General features: G+C 40.4%; 19 protein-coding genes. 15 read left to right on the top strand and 4 right to left on the bottom strand.

Going from position 1 to position 15710, the window contains the following annotated elements; all coding sequences use genetic code 11:
• Nucleotides 1-18 precede the first annotated feature (18 nt).
• Entirely contained in the window at nt 19-1275 is a 1257-nt protein-coding gene (gene eno, locus PTQ34_RS06080) for a phosphopyruvate hydratase (protein ID WP_273932639.1), read from the bottom strand.
• The gene (recA, locus tag PTQ34_RS06075; RefSeq protein ID WP_273932637.1) at nt 1268-2302 is read right to left on the bottom strand and encodes a recombinase RecA; all 1035 of its coding nucleotides are present in this window, start codon (nt 2300-2302) and stop codon (nt 1268-1270) included. The genes eno and recA overlap by 8 nt, the downstream gene beginning before the upstream one ends.
• Nucleotides 2303-2424: 122 nt before the next feature.
• On the opposite strand from recA, the gene PTQ34_RS06070 reads away from it, so the two are divergent.
• The 9 genes from PTQ34_RS06070 (at nt 2425) to PTQ34_RS06030 (ending at nt 7792) form a co-directional block, all read left to right on the top strand.
• The gene (locus PTQ34_RS06070) at nt 2425-2607 is read left to right on the top strand and encodes a hypothetical protein (protein ID WP_273932636.1); all 183 of its coding nucleotides are present in this window, start codon (nt 2425-2427) and stop codon (nt 2605-2607) included.
• The gene (locus PTQ34_RS06065) at nt 2604-2732 is read left to right on the top strand and encodes a hypothetical protein (protein WP_273932635.1); all 129 of its coding nucleotides are present in this window, start codon (nt 2604-2606) and stop codon (nt 2730-2732) included. Before PTQ34_RS06070 ends, PTQ34_RS06065 begins: the two co-directional genes overlap by 4 nt.
• Nucleotides 2733-2742: 10 nt before the next feature.
• A complete protein-coding gene (locus PTQ34_RS06060; protein ID WP_273932634.1) occupies nt 2743-3621 on the top strand; it encodes a menaquinone biosynthesis family protein in 879 nt (292 codons plus the stop codon).
• Complete coding sequence (fliQ, locus tag PTQ34_RS06055) at nt 3621-3887, top strand: flagellar biosynthesis protein FliQ (RefSeq protein ID WP_273931223.1); 267 nt, start codon at nt 3621-3623, stop codon at nt 3885-3887. The genes PTQ34_RS06060 and fliQ overlap by 1 nt, the downstream gene beginning before the upstream one ends.
• The gene (locus PTQ34_RS06050) at nt 3887-4651 is read left to right on the top strand and encodes a UDP-N-acetylmuramate dehydrogenase (protein WP_273932633.1); all 765 of its coding nucleotides are present in this window, start codon (nt 3887-3889) and stop codon (nt 4649-4651) included. Before fliQ ends, PTQ34_RS06050 begins: the two co-directional genes overlap by 1 nt.
• Nucleotides 4652-5069: 418 nt before the next feature.
• Entirely contained in the window at nt 5070-5246 is a 177-nt protein-coding gene (locus tag PTQ34_RS06045) for a hypothetical protein (protein ID WP_273932632.1), read from the top strand.
• Entirely contained in the window at nt 5225-6637 is a 1413-nt protein-coding gene (locus PTQ34_RS06040) for a DUF2972 domain-containing protein (RefSeq protein WP_273932631.1), read from the top strand. The genes PTQ34_RS06045 and PTQ34_RS06040 overlap by 22 nt, the downstream gene beginning before the upstream one ends.
• A 388-nt stretch (nt 6638-7025) precedes the next feature.
• The gene (locus PTQ34_RS06035) at nt 7026-7163 is read left to right on the top strand and encodes a hypothetical protein (protein ID WP_273932630.1); all 138 of its coding nucleotides are present in this window, start codon (nt 7026-7028) and stop codon (nt 7161-7163) included.
• On the top strand, nt 7112-7792 hold the full coding sequence (locus PTQ34_RS06030; protein ID WP_273932629.1) for a CatB-related O-acetyltransferase: 681 nt from the start codon (nt 7112-7114) through the stop codon (nt 7790-7792). The genes PTQ34_RS06035 and PTQ34_RS06030 overlap by 52 nt, the downstream gene beginning before the upstream one ends.
• 494 nt (nt 7793-8286) lie before the next feature.
• Here the strand turns inward: PTQ34_RS06030 and PTQ34_RS06025 are convergent, their stop codons facing one another.
• Nucleotides 8287-9003 carry a hypothetical protein gene (locus PTQ34_RS06025; RefSeq protein WP_273932628.1) on the bottom strand — a complete coding sequence of 239 codons (717 nt, stop codon included), beginning with the start codon at nt 9001-9003 and terminating at the stop codon, nt 8287-8289.
• A 371-nt stretch (nt 9004-9374) separates the two neighbouring features.
• On the opposite strand from PTQ34_RS06025, the gene PTQ34_RS06020 reads away from it, so the two are divergent.
• Nucleotides 9375-10682, top strand: a complete 1308-nt coding sequence (locus PTQ34_RS06020; protein ID WP_273932627.1) for a Na+/H+ antiporter family protein — start codon at nt 9375-9377, stop codon at nt 10680-10682.
• A 66-nt stretch (nt 10683-10748) separates the two neighbouring features.
• Nucleotides 10749-12107 carry an oxygen-independent coproporphyrinogen III oxidase gene (hemN, locus tag PTQ34_RS06015; protein ID WP_273932626.1) on the top strand — a complete coding sequence of 453 codons (1359 nt, stop codon included), beginning with the start codon at nt 10749-10751 and terminating at the stop codon, nt 12105-12107.
• On the opposite strand, the gene PTQ34_RS06010 is transcribed toward hemN, so the two are convergent.
• Nucleotides 12083-12211: a hypothetical protein gene (locus tag PTQ34_RS06010; RefSeq protein ID WP_273932625.1), complete on the bottom strand. Its 129-nt coding sequence runs from the start codon at nt 12209-12211 to the stop codon at nt 12083-12085. The two genes, hemN and PTQ34_RS06010, sit on opposite strands and share 25 nt — an antisense overlap.
• Before the next feature lie 180 nt (nt 12212-12391).
• Here PTQ34_RS06010 and PTQ34_RS06005 point away from each other — a divergent pair, with 180 nt between their 5' ends.
• From PTQ34_RS06005 to PTQ34_RS05990, 4 genes are read left to right on the top strand one after another with little or no spacing between them, the layout of a single operon-like run.
• Entirely contained in the window at nt 12392-13204 is an 813-nt protein-coding gene (locus PTQ34_RS06005; protein ID WP_273932624.1) for a DUF5718 family protein, read from the top strand.
• Nucleotides 13197-13943, top strand: coding sequence for a pyrroline-5-carboxylate reductase dimerization domain-containing protein (locus tag PTQ34_RS06000; protein WP_273932623.1), 747 nt, complete (start codon nt 13197-13199; stop codon nt 13941-13943). The genes PTQ34_RS06005 and PTQ34_RS06000 overlap by 8 nt, the downstream gene beginning before the upstream one ends.
• An 18-nt stretch (nt 13944-13961) precedes the next feature.
• On the top strand, nt 13962-14750 hold the full coding sequence (locus tag PTQ34_RS05995; protein ID WP_273932622.1) for a UDP-2,3-diacylglucosamine diphosphatase: 789 nt from the start codon (nt 13962-13964) through the stop codon (nt 14748-14750).
• Nucleotides 14743-15702, top strand: coding sequence for a chemotaxis protein (locus PTQ34_RS05990; protein ID WP_273930957.1), 960 nt, complete (start codon nt 14743-14745; stop codon nt 15700-15702). The genes PTQ34_RS05995 and PTQ34_RS05990 overlap by 8 nt, the downstream gene beginning before the upstream one ends.
• Nucleotides 15703-15710: the final 8 nt, after the last annotated feature.

Genomic DNA, 15710 nt, shown 5'->3' with positions numbered 1-15710 from the left:
CTAAGAATTCTAGATTTCCTAGATTTCATGTCCCAAATACTCGCCATCGCTCTCATGCTCGATTTCAAGCAAGCGGTTGTATTTTGCCATGCGGTCACTGCGAGCGGTTGAGCCTGTCTTTATCTGCGCTGTATTTAGCGCCACAGCAAAATCAGCGATGAAGCTATCCTCGCTCTCGCCGCTTCTGTGGCTCATTATCGTGCGATATCCGCTGCGTTGTGCTAGGCGCACAGCACCCATAGTTTGGCTTACTGAGCCGATTTGATTTGGCTTGATTAAGATAGCATTTGCTACGCCTGCTTCAATGCCACGAGCTAGGATTTTTGTATTTGTTACAAAAAGATCATCGCCTACTAGCTGTGTTTTTGCGCCAAGGGCTTTTGTAAGCTTCGCCCAGCCCTCCCAGTCATCCTCACTAAGTCCGTCTTCTATAGAAAAAATAGGATATTTTGCTACTAAATCGCTATAAAGTGCGATCATTTCATCGCTTGAGTGGCTTTTGCCGCCGAAGTTATAAACGCCATTTTCGTAAAATTCGCTAGCTGCTACATCCAAAGCGATTTTTATTTGCTCGCCTGCTTTGTAGCCTGATTTTTCTATTGCTTCCATGATGACTTTGATAGCCTCTTCATTGCTAGCAAAATTTGGCGCAAAACCGCCCTCATCGCCTACAGCTGTGCTTTGGCCACTAGAGCCTAGAATTCCTTTTAGATTAGCATATATCGTAGCTGCTGCACAAAATGCATCTTTAAAGCTAGCAAAGCCAAAAGGCATAATCATAAACTCTTGAAAATCGATATTATTGTTTGCGTGTGCTCCACCATTTATGATATTTAGCATAGGCACAGGCAAGATTCTAGCATTTGCGCCACCAAGGTAGCGATATAGTGGGATATTTAGCTCAGATGCTGCTGCCCTTGCTGCTGCCATAGATACGCCCAAAACTGCGTTTGCGCCTAGTTTGCTGTAATTATCTGTGCCATCAAGTGCTAGCATTGTACTATCAATCTTTGCTTGATTAAACACGCACTGACCTTTAAGTTTCTCGGCAATTAGCGTATTTACATTTTCTACTGCTTTTAGCACGCCTTTTTTGTTTAGGCGGTTTGCATCGCCATCACGAAGTTCTAAAGCCTCCCTTTTGCCTGTGCTTGCCCCGCTTGGCACGATTGCGCTTGCGCTTACGCCGCTTTCTAGCGTGATGCGAGCTTGCACGGTTGGATTTCCGCGGCTATCAAATACCTCTAAAGCACTTATATTTGCTATTTTACTCATTATTTTCTCCTTCATCAGGTTCAGCACTACCACTTAGCGCATCGCCTATATTTTCTCTAATTTTGTTTTCTATTTCAGTTGCTATGGCTTCATTTTCTTTTAAGAAGGCTTTTGCGTTTTCTCTGCCTTGACCTAGCTTGGTGCTGCCGTAGCTAAACCACGCACCGCTTTTATCGATTATATCAAGCTTTACGCCATAATCCATTAGCTCGCCCTCTCTACTTATGCCCTCACCAAACATAATGTCAAACTCAGCTTGTTTAAATGGCGGTGCTACTTTGTTTTTTACGACTTTTACACGAACTCTATTTCCCACTGGATCCTCGCCTTGTTTTAGCGTGGCGATTCTGCGCACATCTATACGCACAGATGAGTAAAACTTTAGCGCATTTCCACCTGTGGTAGTCTCTGGAGTGCCATAGCCCATTGCGCCGATTTTCATACGGATTTGGTTTATGAAAATCACAGTTGAGCCCATTTTGTGAACTACACTTGTAAGCTTGCGCAAGGCTTGACTCATAAGGCGAGCTTGAAGTCCTACATGCTGATCTCCCATGTCGCCATCTATTTCGTTTTTTGGCGTAAGGGCTGCTACGCTATCTACGACTATTAGATCCACAGCACCGCTTCTAGCAAGGGTTTCAACTACATCTAGTGCCTGCTCACCAAAATCAGGCTGAGAGATATAAAGATTATCGATGTCTACGCCAAGATTTTTAGCATAATTTGGATCTAAGGCGTGTTCAGCATCCACAAAAGCGCACACTCCACCAGCCTTTTGGCACTGGGCGATTAGATGAAGGGTAAGCGTGGTCTTACCACTGCTCTCAGGCCCATAAATCTCTACAATACGACCTTTTGGCACTCCACCTATACCAAGGGCAAGGTCAAGCCCCAAAGAGCCTGTATTTATCGCATCTATTGGCTCGATTTCTCTATCGCCCATGCGTAGAATCGTGCCTTTGCCAAATTGCTTATCAATCTGCTTTATAGCAAGTTCTAAGCTTTTTTTCTTATTTTCATCCATTGTTTATCCTGTGAGAATTAAAAAAAATTTAGTGCTAATTGTAGCAAAAATGCTTAAAAATTTTGCGTAAATTGCTTAAAAAATTTTTTAAATATGTTATAATCTTTGCTAAAAGGCAAAATATGAAAGAATGGCAAAAAATTACTTTTAATGCTTTGGCAAATGTTGCTGTGGCTCTCATCGCTGGTGGTTTTTTAAAGGTATTTTACTACCAAAAAGACGAAATAAGCGGTGTTTATGTAGCTATTGTCGGCTGTATTTTTTTAAGCTTAGTTTCTTATATAGCAAAAAGGATAGAAAAATGACTTTTACTTTTGATACTTTTACTATACTAGCTACTGTTGTAGCGATTTGGGGTGTTGGCTTTGCTTACTGGGTTTCTATCGCTGAAAAAGGCAAAGACAAAAAAGACTTAAAAACAGCACATTAAAGGCAAAATTTTGAATAAATTTAGTAAAAACATTAGCGTAGCGCATTCGCCTGATGCTGATGATATTTTTATGTATGCGGCTATTGCTTTTGGCTGGGCTAGTGATGAGAGACTAAAGCTTAGCGCAAAGGCTGATGATATAGAAAGCCTTAATCTTTCGTGCTTAAAGGGCATTTATGATGTTTGTGCCATAAGCTTTGGGCTTTATCCGCACATTTCTAGCGACTATGCCCTGCTTGATACTGCTACTAGCTTTGGGCGTGGCTATGGACCAAAGCTAATTGTCAAAAAAAACGCCGTTTTAAAGCGCAATTTCAAAGTCGCCCTTAGTGGCAAGCACACGAGTAATGCTCTGCTTTTTTCTATCGCTTATCCTGATGCAAGAGCTGTTTATATGAACTTTTTAGATATTGAAAAGGCAGTTTTATCAGGACAGGTGGATGCTGGCGTGCTGATTCACGAGAGCATTTTGGACTTTAGCGATGAGCTTAGGGTAGAGCGTGAGCTTTGGGATATTTGGTGCGAGCTTGCTGGCACTGAAAAGCTACCACTGCCACTTGGTGGCATGGCTATTCGCAGAAGCCTGCCTTTAAATGACGCAATAGCCACGCAAAACCTGCTTAAAAAAGCTGTTATTTTAGCAAGAGCGCACAAAAACACTCTAAGTGCTATGCTACTTGAAAGAGGCGTTGTAAGAGTAGATGATAAAAACCTAGCAAAATACTTAGAACTCTACGCAAATGATGAGAGCATAGAGCTTAGCGAGGTCCAGATAGAAGCTCTTGATAAGTTTTTTGAGCTAGGATACACTCACGGCTTTTATAGCCAAAAGATAAAAACTAGCGATTATCTCGTGCCTAGCGAGTATTTGGATATAAGGAATTCTTAATGCAAAATGATTTAGTAGGACTTGGGGTTGAGACCTTTAAGATTGCTTTAATGCTAGCTTTGCCTATGCTTTTAGCTGGACTTGTGGCTGGACTTATTATTAGTATTTTTCAAGCCACCACGCAGATAAACGAAATGACGCTAAGTTTCGTGCCAAAAATTTTGCTTGTTGTTGTTATTCTTATCTTTCTCATGCCTTGGATGATGAATGAAATGATGGATTTTACTCGTGGCGTGCTAAATAGAATTCCCACCTTTATTCAGTGATGAAAGTAGATTTTAGCAAGTTTAGCTCTGTAAAAATCGGCGCAGAGCTTGAAGTAGCAGAGCTTAATGAAGTTTGCGACTTTGATGGTTTTATCATCGGCAAGGCTTGTAATTTGCTAGTTGGCGCACCAAAACAAGCCCTAGCAATGCTTGGGGACAAGTTTGATTATATAAAGCTGGATAATGATATTTTGCGAATAGGTGCAAAAACAAACGCAAGAGATATTTTTGCCTTTGCTAAAAAGCATGATTTAAAGGGCTTTGAGCTCTGCGCCTCAGTGCCTGGCAGCCTTGGTGGATTAATCAAAATGAACGCAGGACTAAAAGGACGCTCTATTAGCGATACCTTGCTTGAAGTGCGGACTAGCTCTGCTACTCTTAGTAAAGATGAGTGCGGTTTTGCTTACCGAAAAAGTGATATAAAAGGCGTGATTTTTGAGGCTGTTTTTAGAGCGGTTAAGGGCTTTGATGAGGGGCTTTTGGCTGATTTTAACGAGGCTAGAAAAAATCAGCCAAAAGGTGCTAGTTTTGGCTCAATTTTTAAAAATCCGCCAAACGATAGTGCTGGCAGGCTGATAGAAGCTGTGGGCTTAAAAGGCTATAAAATAGGCGATTGCGAGCTTTCAGCTAAGCATGCTAATTTTCTTATAAATCACGGCAAAGGTAGTTTTGATGAGGCTTTTTGGCTAATAAATCTAGCCAAAAGTAAGGTAAAAGAAAGCTTTGGTATAGAGCTAGAAACTGAGGTTGTAATCTTGAACTAGAATTCCGTCTAGAATTCCGTCATTGCGGGAATTCCTGTCATTGCGAGGGAGCGAAGCGACCGAAGCAATCTCGTTCAAGGCTTAATGACGGAATTTTGGGGAATTCTAGAATTTTAGCGGGGTTTTAGGGGCGGCAGCCCCTAAGGGTTTAGGGCGTAGCCCTTATAAAACTAGCGAGCTGGGCTAGATTTATCTAGCTGGGAAGCGAGCTAAAATTTAGAATTCCTAAAGATAAATTTAGAATTCCTAGAGATTGCTTCGCTTCGCTCGCAATGACGAATTTTGGGGAATTCTAGAATTCCTAGGATAGAATTTAAAATTCCAAGATAAAATCCCTAGGAATTCTAGTTTAAAATTCTAGTTTTTATGCTAGCAGCAGTAAAAAACAGGATAGAAAATTTTACAAAAAGAGAAAAAAATGACAACAGAAGAAATTTTACAAATCGGCAAAGTTGAGAGAAATGATGAAAATATCGCTATCATAGAACGCTTTAAAGAACAAATTAGCTCTTGGCTTAAAAGCGATAAATTCCAGCAAATCGCCGAGGGGGGGGCAGCAGCACCTATGCAGCTTTGCCCTATCCGCCACTACTAGATCCAGCAAGCATAAACTACGAAACCAGCGATATCAAGCTTTGCTGGTGCTTAAACCTACCTTTGCCACCTTTTTATGACTTTATGATTTTTGGCTCGCATGCTGTGAGCTTGCACTCTGGCGTGCCTGCGTTTTTAAAGCTGTGTAATTGCGGCACAGCAGGCAGGCAGGGCGAAAAAGAGAGTTTTCGCATCTACGAGCAGTTTTTTACGCAGTTAAAAGCGCAAAAAGCCGCCAAAGATAAAGGTAAAATCAAAAAAATCGCCCTTATCGTAAGCGACCTGGCACTTGATAGCCAAAATGACAAGCTCTATAGCCTAATGCCTGCAAGGCACGCTATAAATATCGTGCGTGATCCTATTAGCAATATTAAAGGGCTTTGTAATCTAGCCTTACAGCGTTGCACGAATGACGAGGATGATTTTAGCGAGCTTGATACTAACGATGAGTTTGTAGCAAGGACTAAGCGCAGAGCCATAAAACAGCTGTGCTTTAGCCTAAATGACGAACCTAGCAAAACTCTAAGCGAGCTTATTTGGTATGTAAGCGGTCATGATGGAGAGCATGCAACGCACGAGCTAGCTCCCACTCCAGCGGCGGTAGAGGTTTGGATGAGAGAGATTCATCAGGCTTTTCACGACGGAATTTTTACTAGAATGCTTGTAAGGCTTGATGAAATTCACACCTTGCAGACCAAAGACTTTTTGGGGCAAAATGCGCTTAATACTATGAGAGCTCTTGCGGCAAAGTTTGGCTTTGATGAGCCAAAAAGCGAGCAAGAGTGGCTCTTTAAAGAGCGGGTTAGCGACTATAAATACTTCTTGCCTGCACCTATCATGCTAAATCCCTCTGCGCTAAATGCCAAAGATGGCAAGGCAGTAATGGCGGATGAAAAAGATATAATGGTGCTTTGGCTCACATCGGTTTTTAAAAGTGATGATAACCGCAAAGATATAACAAAGCATTTTGATTTGCCTGAGTTTTTTAGAGTGGAGACTGACCCAGCCACAGCCTACACTCTGCTTACTAGCCACATGGCAAGCAAAGTAAAACTCTATATCAAAGACTTGGCCGCCGCTATCATAGAACAAAGCAAAAAAGAGCGTGCTAAATTTGTCAGCGAGGCTGATATTTTAGAGTATTTTAGGGGGCACGAGGACAGCGCTGAGATGTTTGATGGGCTGCTATTTCAGCATTTGCGCCGCTTAAGAGAGAGTGAGCCAAAAGTGCTAGAAAGCTTTGGCTTTTATAAAGAGTTTTGCCAGATTCTAGAGGGGCAAAGGCAAAAAAGAGGGGATGATGGCAGCAGGTATCGACTAGTAAGAAAAAATGATGATAAGAGCTATGCCTTTGCTAAGTTTAGCAAAGAGCAGCTAGAAAAGATGAAGTAGATTTTGCTGGCTTTCTCTTGGGAATTCTAGATTTTTAGCGGGGTTTTAGGGGCGGCAGCCCCTAAGGGTTTAGGGCGTAGCCCTCATAAAACTAGCGAGCTGGGCTAGATTTATCTAGCCCAAAAGCGAGCTAAAAAAGAATTTTAGAATTCTCTAAAATTCCGTCATTGCGAGGAGTGAGTGAGACGAAGCAATCTCGCTTGGGGTTTAGACGGAATTTTGAACGAGATTGCTCCCTCTGCTTTGCTCCCTCGCAATGACGGAATTTCTGTAATGACTGAATTTTAAATGAGATCCTCGGGTCAAGCCCGAGGATGACACAAGGCTAGGGAATTCTAGAATTCCCTATAATAAACTGGATATAAAATTTAATTTTAAAAGGATAAATATGACCGAAATTCTCCGCCAAAATGGACTAAATATACACGGCAGCTGTTCTATAGATAACTTTTATTTTGAAAAGCCTTTTGATCTTTGGGGTGGCAGCGAGCTTATGGGCGTGATAGGGGGGGGTATACCTCGATAAATGGTAAAAGCCGCCTAGAAAAAGTCAAAATCGGTCGCTACTGCTGCGTGGCGCATAATGTCATGCTAGGCGTGGCAAGCCACGATAAAAACAGCGTTATGATGGCGTATTTAGAAAACTTCGATGGCTTTAGCCAAAAAGGACTTGATGAGAGCCTAAAAAGTCCGTGGCGCAAGCCAGATATCACCACGCAAACTACAAATATCGGTCATGGTGTGTGGATAGGTGCTGGGGTTTGCGCTGTTAGTAGCAAGGAGCTTTTTATCGGCAATGGCGCGATAATCGGCAGCTGCGCGGTCATCACAAAAGACATCCCAGCCTACGCTATAGCAGTAGGCAATCCAGCAAGGGTGATAAAAATGCGCTTTAGCGATGAAATATGCGCTGATCTAGATGCTAGTAAGTGGTGGGAGTATGACTGGATGGAGGCAGCCAAGGCTAAAAGAGAGTTAGCTAGCATCGCACCGCTAAATGACGCAAAAGCCTTTTGTGCGTGGTGGAGTGATGGTGGTAAAGAGCTTTTAGCCCCTTTTAAACTAGATGGAAAAATCTCACTTATCACAAAAGAAAACGGCGAAATGGTACTAAAAAAAACTACAAATAGCTTTGATGAGCTGGGTTTTGATTAGAGGGAATTCTAGAATTCCATAAAAGTAAAAACTAGAATTCCCTAAATCTAGAATTCCTTACTATGTCATCCCCCAGCTTGACCCGAGGATCTCTATATGGAATTCTAGAATTCTTTGCGTCATTGCGAGGGAGCAAAGCGACCGAAGCAATCTCTAGAAATTCTAGATTTGTTCTAGGAATTCTAGATTTCTGGGGGTTAGGGGGTATCTTTTTTTATGGAATTCTAGAATTCCATAGCTAAACAAGGCGTACTATGTCATCCCTCAGCCCCTTTAGGGGATATTTCTAAATACAGTAGCGCTAAAACCTGTGCTATCATTGCCAGCTTGATTATATACTTCAAAACTAGAATTTGTAGCTGGGTTTGTAATTATTCCATCTTATGGTAAATGTTTGCTTGGATTATAATCCTGGTCAGTGCTTGATTTTACAGCTTTATAAGACTTTTCTGCTAAAAAAGCAAAATCATTAACATTTTCTAGTGTAACATTGTTCATTGTTTTTCTCCTTTTTGGTATTGTTTTAGGTATTCTCGTCTAGTAAGCTTTTTTCCATCTAGCTTATAATATATTGTTTCGTGTGTAAAAGCAGAGCATTTACCACCACTATCTATATTGCTTATAAAACAATTTAAAGTGCTTTCTGCTATAAAAGGTGTTATTGTTTCGCCTATTTTTCGCCCATTGATAGTTTTATTTATATCATCGTAAATATAAATTTCACCTTTTCTAAAATAAATCTCAAATAAAGAAATATTTGGCAATTTTCCATTATCTGCTAGCTTTAATTTTATATTTGATTTATCATTGCTTTCAAGCACCGTATAATTATTATCAAATATTTCTATTTTATTATCTATTAAATTGATTATTATCCTTTGAGGAACCTCAAACTGCCAAATATATACTAAAAAACAAACAAAAGCAATTAGGACTTTTTTTATTATTGTTTTATTAGTATAACTTTGAAAATATTTTCTTTCTCTAAATAATAAAATAGTCATAATAATTAAAGGGGCAAAAATAAAAATTACTCCATATGAATAAACATAAATAATCATTAAGGTTATAAGTAAAAAACAAAAAAGCAATATTGCTTTAAATTTTAATTTAATATCTAACTTTATTATGCCATAAACTATGTAAGCATATAAATAAATAAAAAAAAACAAAAAAGCCAAGAAAAAAGGCCAAAGAATTAGTATAGCCATAAAAAAATCCTCTTTAAAATTATTTTTTCAAACCAAAACCCGCATTTTAGCAAAAAAGAACTTTTTAAGCTAAATTCTAGAATTTAGCCCTCGCAGTCATTAGGGGGATCTCTATATGGAATTTTAATTTTTTTGGGGGTTAGGGGGTATTTTTATCTTAGGGAATTCTAAAATTCCGTCATTGCGAGCGAAGCGAAGCAATCTCACTTATTAAGCCTTGAACAAGATTGCTTAATGACGGAATTTAAAACGAGATTGCTCCATCTGCTTTGCTCCCTCGCAATGACGGAATTACGGAATTTTATACGGAATTCTAGAATTCCTAGAATTCTGCTATAATTACAAGCAAATTTACAAACCAAGGCTCAAAAATGCTTACAAATCCTGTTGTTCTTAGCGTGCTGCTTATGTGTGTGCTTTGTCTTTTTCGCTTTAATGTGATTTTGGCTATCATCGCCTCAGCCTTGCTTGCTGGCGTGCTTAGCGGTGCTAGCATAGAAGAGACTGCTAGCACGCTCATTTCTGGCATGAGCGCAAACCTTGAGACCGCACTTAGCTATATTTTGCTGGGAGCTTTGGCGGTTGCTATTTGGCACTCAAACCTAGCTGATATCATCATCACAAAGATCAGCCACTATCTAAGCAAAAAGCGCACTTGGCTCATTTTTGCTATCGCTGCTGTGGCGTGCTGTTCGCAAAATATCGTGCCTATTCACATAGCCTTTATCCCCGTGCTTATCCCGCCACTTCTAGCACTTTTTAACTCGCTTAAAATTGATAGGCGGGCGATTGCTTGCGCGCTAACCTTTGGGCTAAAGGCACCTTATGTTAGTCTTAGTGTGGGCTTTGGGCTTATTTTTCACACGATTATAAAGGACAATTTAGCCAGTAACGGCGTGGATGTTAGCATTAGTGATATTAGCTCTGTTATGTGGATAGGTGGGGTTAGTATGCTTGTTGGGCTTATTTTAGCAGTTTTTTTCTACCGCAAGCCAAGGGTCTATGAAAATCGCGCCCTAGACAAGCAAAGCCAGCAAGAGCATAAGGATAAAACCGAGCTTAAAATGCGCCCTAAAGAATGGGCGATTTTAGGCGGACTTGCCGTGGCTTTGGGCGTTCAGCTTTATACGAATTCTATGGCGCTAGGTGGATTTTTTGGCATTATTTTTATGATTATTTTTGGTGGCATTAGCTATAAACACATCGATGATGTTATGCTAAAAGGCCTTACTATAATGAGCTTTGTAGCCTTTGTGATACTAATTGCTGGTGGCTTTGCAGCGGTGCTAAAAAGCACTGGTGGCATAGAAGAGCTAGTAAATATAGCTAGCTTGTTTGCTGGTGGCAAGCTAGGCGGGGCTATCATCATGCTTGGCGTGGGCCTACTGGTTACTATGGGTATAGGATCTAGCTTTGGGACTATACCGATACTAGCGGTGATTTATGTACCACTTTGCCAGAGCCTTGGATTTAGCGTAGAGGCTACGATACTGCTAATTGGTATTGCCGCAGCGCTTGGCGATGCTGGCAGCCCAGCAAGCGATAGCACCTTAGGACCAACTTCTGGGCTAAATGCTGACTCTCAGCACAGCCACATCTATGATACCTGTGTGCCAACATTTTTGTTTTTTAACATACCTTTGGTGATCGGCGCTTTAATATTTAGTGTGATTTTGTGATTTTAGAATTGTTAAAGATAAATTAAGCTTAGAATTCTAGAATTCCCTAAAATAAAAGGATAAAAAATGATAGATTTTAACGCATTTGTAAAATACTCAAAACCAGGACCACGCTATACTAGCTATCCTACGGCTTTGGAGTTTAGCGAGGCTTTTAGCTATGATGATTATATTGCCCGCCTAAAGACTGGCACAAAGCCACTTTCGCTATATTTTCACATGCCTTTTTGCCGCTCGGCGTGTTATTTTTGCGGCTGTAATGTCATCTATACTACAAACGAGGGCAAAAAAGAAAGGTATATAGAGTATTTAGAGCGTGAGTTAGACTTGCTTTGCTCAGTTTTGGATGCTTCTAGACCAGTGGTTCAAATGCACTTTGGCGGCGGCACACCTACTTTTTATAAAGCGGAGCAAATGGAGCGCATTATAAAGGCAATTAGAGCGCATTTTGGCAATTTCACGAGCGATGCTGAGATAAGCTGTGAGATTGACCCACGCTTTTTTACAGAGGCTCACATGGAAGTGCTAAAAAATGGTGGCTTTAATAGAGTTAGCTTTGGTATCCAAGACTTCGATGAGCGTGTCCAAAAAGAAATTCACCGCATTCAGCCTTACGAAATCACACAAAACGCTATCAAAATCGCTAGAAATGCTGGAATTAAAAGTATAAATACTGATCTTATCTACGGACTGCCTTATCAAAGCTTTGAGAGCTTTAAAACTACGCTTGAAACTGCTGTAAGCTTGGATCCTGACCGCTTTGCTATATTTAACTACGCTCATGTGCCGTGGATCAAAAAATCAATGAGAAAGTTTGATGAGACTACGCTACCTGCGCCAAATATCAAGCTTGAAATCCTAAAACACACTATGGAGTATTTACCAAGCCGTGGCTATAAAATGATAGGTATGGATCACTACGCAAAGGCTGATGATGAGCTCTTTGGCGCACTTAAAAATGGCACTTTACACCGCAATTTCCAAGGATATACCACAAAAGGTGGAGCCGATCTAATCGGCATAGGGCTAACTAGCATAGGCGAGGGCGAGGACTACTACGCGCAAAACTTCAAGGACTTAGATGGCTATGAAAAGGCAATAGATGCTAATAAGCTGCCAAATAATAAAGGCGTGTTTTTAAGCGCTGAAGATAGGCTAAGAAAAGACGCTATTATGAGCCTTATGGCAAACTTTGCGCTTGATATAAGGGCGCTAGAGGCTAAGCATAATGTGGATTTTGCTAAGCATTTTAGCAGCGAACTTGAAGTGCTAAAAAGCACTTTGGGCGAGTTTGTAGAAATTAACCCTGAAAAAATCAGCGTAAATGAAACTGGCAGCTTGCTAATACGCAATATTGCGATGTGCTTTGATGAGTATATGAAGAAGTTTGTAGGTAATAATCAAAGCTTTTCAAAAACAGTTTGAGTGGCGATTCGTCTCGCAGCACTATTATAAAAAAAGCCAGCCACGCGCGCCTTGGGATGAATTTCGTATTCTATCCCTGCGGCGCGCTTGCTGCCTTTTTTCATACTAGCACCACGATACTAGAATCGCCCAAAAACGGCTTGTAATTTTAGAGCCATTTAGGGAATTCTAGTTTAGAAATTCTAGTTTTAGGGAATTCTAGTTTAAGGAATTCTAGAGTTAGGGAATTCTAGAATTCCCTAAAAGCGTTTGCAAGCTGTTAAAATATAAAATAAAGGATTAAAATGTTTAAAAATATTCCCTGTTTTGGTATAGCTGGCAATTTTGCCCAGCACTTAGAACAAGCTGGCGAAGCTAGCGACTTTGCTGGGCTTATTAGAGAGCAAGGCGCACCAAAAGGGATTTTTCCTTTTTATGTGCCTGGGAATTCTAGTTTTTTGGGGCGTTATCCGCTTGATAATGAGCGTCTAAAAATCCCTAAAAATGCTGAGGTTCAAGCTGAGCCTGAAATCGCCTTACGCTTGGGTCTTAACTATGATGAAAAGGGCATTTGCTCTTTAAAGCCACTTAGCTTTATGAGCTTTAATGACGCTAGCGTGCGAGGCGTAAAAGCAGCAAAAATCTCGCACAAAAAGAACTTTTCAGGCGCAAGCAGAGGCGCAGGCAATGAAATAGCTATTGACAAGTTTAGCAGCGGCGGCATTTGTGATGATTTTAGTCTTGCTAGTTTTTTGCATTCTCAGGGCGAGTTTTTGGCTTATGGCGAGTGCGCAAGGCTTAGTGAATACGGCTATTTTTATGAAAAGCTTTTAGAATGGATTAAAATCACGCTAAATACGCAAAAAGACGAGGCTGTTTTGGAGCATTTGGCAACATTTTTTGTGCATAAGCCTAAGCAGATTTTGCTAGCACTTGGGGCTACAAGATACGAGCCAAATATGGAAAATAGATATTTCAAAGCTGGCGATGAGGTATATATCATAGCCTTTAATCACAAAAAATTTAGCCTAGAGCAGATCAAAGAGCTTGCAAAAGATGGTAAAATCAGCCCTAGCGATGATATTTCAGTTCTAATTCAAAGGATAGAATATGAGTAAAATATATATTTTGGGCTCTGGGGCTATGGCAAAGGCTATGGCTCATGGGCTAAAAAACAGCGGCTTTAGCGTGGTTTTGGTAAGTAGAGAAAAGATTGATTTTAGCGCATCACCCGAGCTGCTTGGCGGCGTAGAAAACGAGCTTTATGGAGAAAATTTTGATATAGAGGGCAAGGATATCATTTTAGCCTTTAAGCCTTATGCATTGGATGAGGTTGCTAAAAAGCTAAGCGGCAAGGCAAAAAGAGTGCTTAGCGTGCTAGCTCGCACGGATTTAGAGGTGGTAAAATCAGCAGTAAAATCAGCAGATTACGCTATTTGTATGCCAAATCTAGCAGCTGCTAAAAACGCTAGTATAACGCCGTTTTTAGGCGATGAGAGCCTGTGTCAGATAATTTCAGGCTTTGGCAAGGCGGTAAAAATGACTAGCAAAAGCGAGTTTGACGCAGCTGGGATAATCTCAGGTTGTGCGCCTGCTTTTTTAGCACTTGTGGCTGAGGCACTAGTAAATGCAGCCATTAGAGGTGGGGTTAGAGCAAAGGATGCTAACGAGCTTGTTAGTGGGCTATTTGATAGCGTTAGGGTTTTGCTAGCTAGTTCTCATCCAGCACTTTTAAAAGAAAGCGTCTGCTCACCTGCTGGCACGACTATTGAAGGCATCGCAAAGCTTGAAGAAAAGGGCGTTCGCTCAGCTTTTATAGAAGCAGTAATGGCTAGTTTAAATAAGCAAAAAGGCTAAGGAATTCTAGAATTCCCTATGAAAAATAATCTAGAATTCCTTATGAAAAATAATCTAGAATTCCTTATGAAAAATAATCTAGAATTCCCTATGAAAATAAATACTGATGCTATTTTTCTAAGCGATGCGCACGAAAATACGAACAAAACGCATTTTTTAGAGTTTTTAGAAGCACTTGATGATGGCAGGATTTCTATGCCTAGTCAGCTTTTTTTGCTAGGCGATATGTTTGATGTGCTTGTGGGTGTGGGCGAGTTTGCTAGCTTTTTTGCTAGGCAAATTAAGCTTATAAACAAACTAGCCTTAAAAACTGAAATAATCTACTTTGAGGGCAATCACGACTTTTACCTAAAAGATATTTTTAAAAATGTGAAAATAGTGCCAATCCAGGCTCAACCGCTAAATCTAGAATTCGCTGGCAAAAGCGTCCAGATCGCTCACGGAGATATTTTTTTGCCCCCACTTACGCAAAGAGCCTTAGCGCTGTTTAGAAAGCCTTTTTTGCTAGGAATTCTAGATTTTTTTGATAAACTTTGTGCCAGAAAACTCTCAAAAAGTATTTTGCGCTCGCAAATGCATAAAAAACTAGATTTTAAAATTGATAATTTTAAAGAAAAAATAGAGCAAAGAATAGCTAATTTTAGCGCAGATATCATCATCGAGGGACACTGGCATCAAGGTGTGAGCTTTGAGGTTAAAAATAAATTTTATATAAATTTACCTAGTTTTGCGTGCAAGCGAAGTTTTTTTATGTTAGAATACCGCGATTATAAAATTCAAATCCTAAAAAGGAGCCTAAATGTTTGATGATAATGTTTTAAAAACAGGCTCTGGTGAGATGGAGCTTGTTGATTTTCGCATCTTTAAAAAAGGCAAAGAAGGCGACAGTTACTACGAGGGCATTTACGGCGTAAATGTCGCAAAAGTAAAAGAAATCATCAAGATGCCAAACCTCACTGAGCTTCCAGGAACACCTGAGTATATCGAGGGAATTTTTGACCTTCGTGGCGTGGTGATTCCAGTAGTTAACCTTGCTCGCTGGATGGGCATAGAAGCACCAGCCCAGATGGTTTTAAAGCCTCGTGTAATCATATCTGAGTTTTCAAATATCTACATCGGCTTTATCGTCCATGAAGCAAAGAGAATTCGCCGAATTAATTGGAAAAACATCGAACCAGCGAACTTCTCTGGCGGTGTTGGCGGTGGCGGTGCCTTGGATAAGAGCAAAATCACAGGTGTTACTCGCATCGAAAATGACGATGTTTTGCTGATTTTAGACCTAGAGAGCATTGTTCAAGAACTTGGTATCTATCAGCCTAAGATGGAAATTGATATCGCTGATTTTCAGCAGATTGACGGTTTTGCTTTAGTGCTTGATGATAGCATGACAGCTCGCCACCTTGTAGGCGACGCTCTTAGTAAAATGGGCTTAAAAGTCCTTGAGGCAAAAGACGGCTCTGATGGAATCGAAAAACTAAACGACCTTTATGCTATGTATAAAGATGAGCTTTCAGATGTCCTTAAAATCATTATTTCAGATGTTGAAATGCCACAAATGGACGGCTTTCACTTTGCTTCTGTTATCAAGCAAGATAAGAGATTTGCTAATATTCCTATTATCTTTAACTCATCTATTAGCAATCAATTCTCTGAATCACAAGGTAAGCAAGTCGGTGGCGAGGGCTATCTAACTAAGTTTAACGCCACTCAGCTTTACAACGAAGTTACGCGCGTGATTAACAATCACAAACAACAATAAGGAGGTGC

The sequence above is a fragment of the Campylobacter magnus genome (assembly GCF_028649595.1).
GTDB classification, from domain to species: domain Bacteria; phylum Campylobacterota; class Campylobacteria; order Campylobacterales; family Campylobacteraceae; genus Campylobacter; species Campylobacter magnus.
This window is presented reverse-complemented; position numbering and strand designations above follow the sequence as displayed.

Coding starts and splice junctions, on each gene's coding strand:
- PTQ34_RS06010 (WP_273932625.1), bottom strand. CDS start 12,211: ATGAAAAAAGGCAGCAAGCGCGCCGCAGGGATAGAATACGAAATTCAT.
- PTQ34_RS06005 (WP_273932624.1), top strand. CDS start 12,392: ATGTTTAAAAATATTCCCTGTTTTGGTATAGCTGGCAATTTTGCCCAG.
- hemN (WP_273932626.1), top strand. CDS start 10,749: ATGATAGATTTTAACGCATTTGTAAAATACTCAAAACCAGGACCACGC.
- PTQ34_RS06035 (WP_273932630.1), top strand. CDS start 7,026: ATGACCGAAATTCTCCGCCAAAATGGACTAAATATACACGGCAGCTGT.
- PTQ34_RS06045 (WP_273932632.1), top strand. CDS start 5,070: ATGACAACAGAAGAAATTTTACAAATCGGCAAAGTTGAGAGAAATGAT.
- PTQ34_RS05995 (WP_273932622.1), top strand. CDS start 13,962: ATGAAAAATAATCTAGAATTCCTTATGAAAAATAATCTAGAATTCCTT.
- eno (WP_273932639.1), bottom strand. CDS start 1,275: ATGAGTAAAATAGCAAATATAAGTGCTTTAGAGGTATTTGATAGCCGC.
- PTQ34_RS06070 (WP_273932636.1), top strand. CDS start 2,425: ATGAAAGAATGGCAAAAAATTACTTTTAATGCTTTGGCAAATGTTGCT.
- PTQ34_RS06000 (WP_273932623.1), top strand. CDS start 13,197: ATGAGTAAAATATATATTTTGGGCTCTGGGGCTATGGCAAAGGCTATG.
- fliQ (WP_273931223.1), top strand. CDS start 3,621: ATGCAAAATGATTTAGTAGGACTTGGGGTTGAGACCTTTAAGATTGCT.
- recA (WP_273932637.1), bottom strand. CDS start 2,302: ATGGATGAAAATAAGAAAAAAAGCTTAGAACTTGCTATAAAGCAGATT.
- PTQ34_RS06020 (WP_273932627.1), top strand. CDS start 9,375: ATGCTTACAAATCCTGTTGTTCTTAGCGTGCTGCTTATGTGTGTGCTT.
- PTQ34_RS06065 (WP_273932635.1), top strand. CDS start 2,604: ATGACTTTTACTTTTGATACTTTTACTATACTAGCTACTGTTGTAGCG.
- PTQ34_RS05990 (WP_273930957.1), top strand. CDS start 14,743: ATGTTTGATGATAATGTTTTAAAAACAGGCTCTGGTGAGATGGAGCTT.
- PTQ34_RS06025 (WP_273932628.1), bottom strand. CDS start 9,003: ATGGCTATACTAATTCTTTGGCCTTTTTTCTTGGCTTTTTTGTTTTTT.
- PTQ34_RS06050 (WP_273932633.1), top strand. CDS start 3,887: ATGAAAGTAGATTTTAGCAAGTTTAGCTCTGTAAAAATCGGCGCAGAG.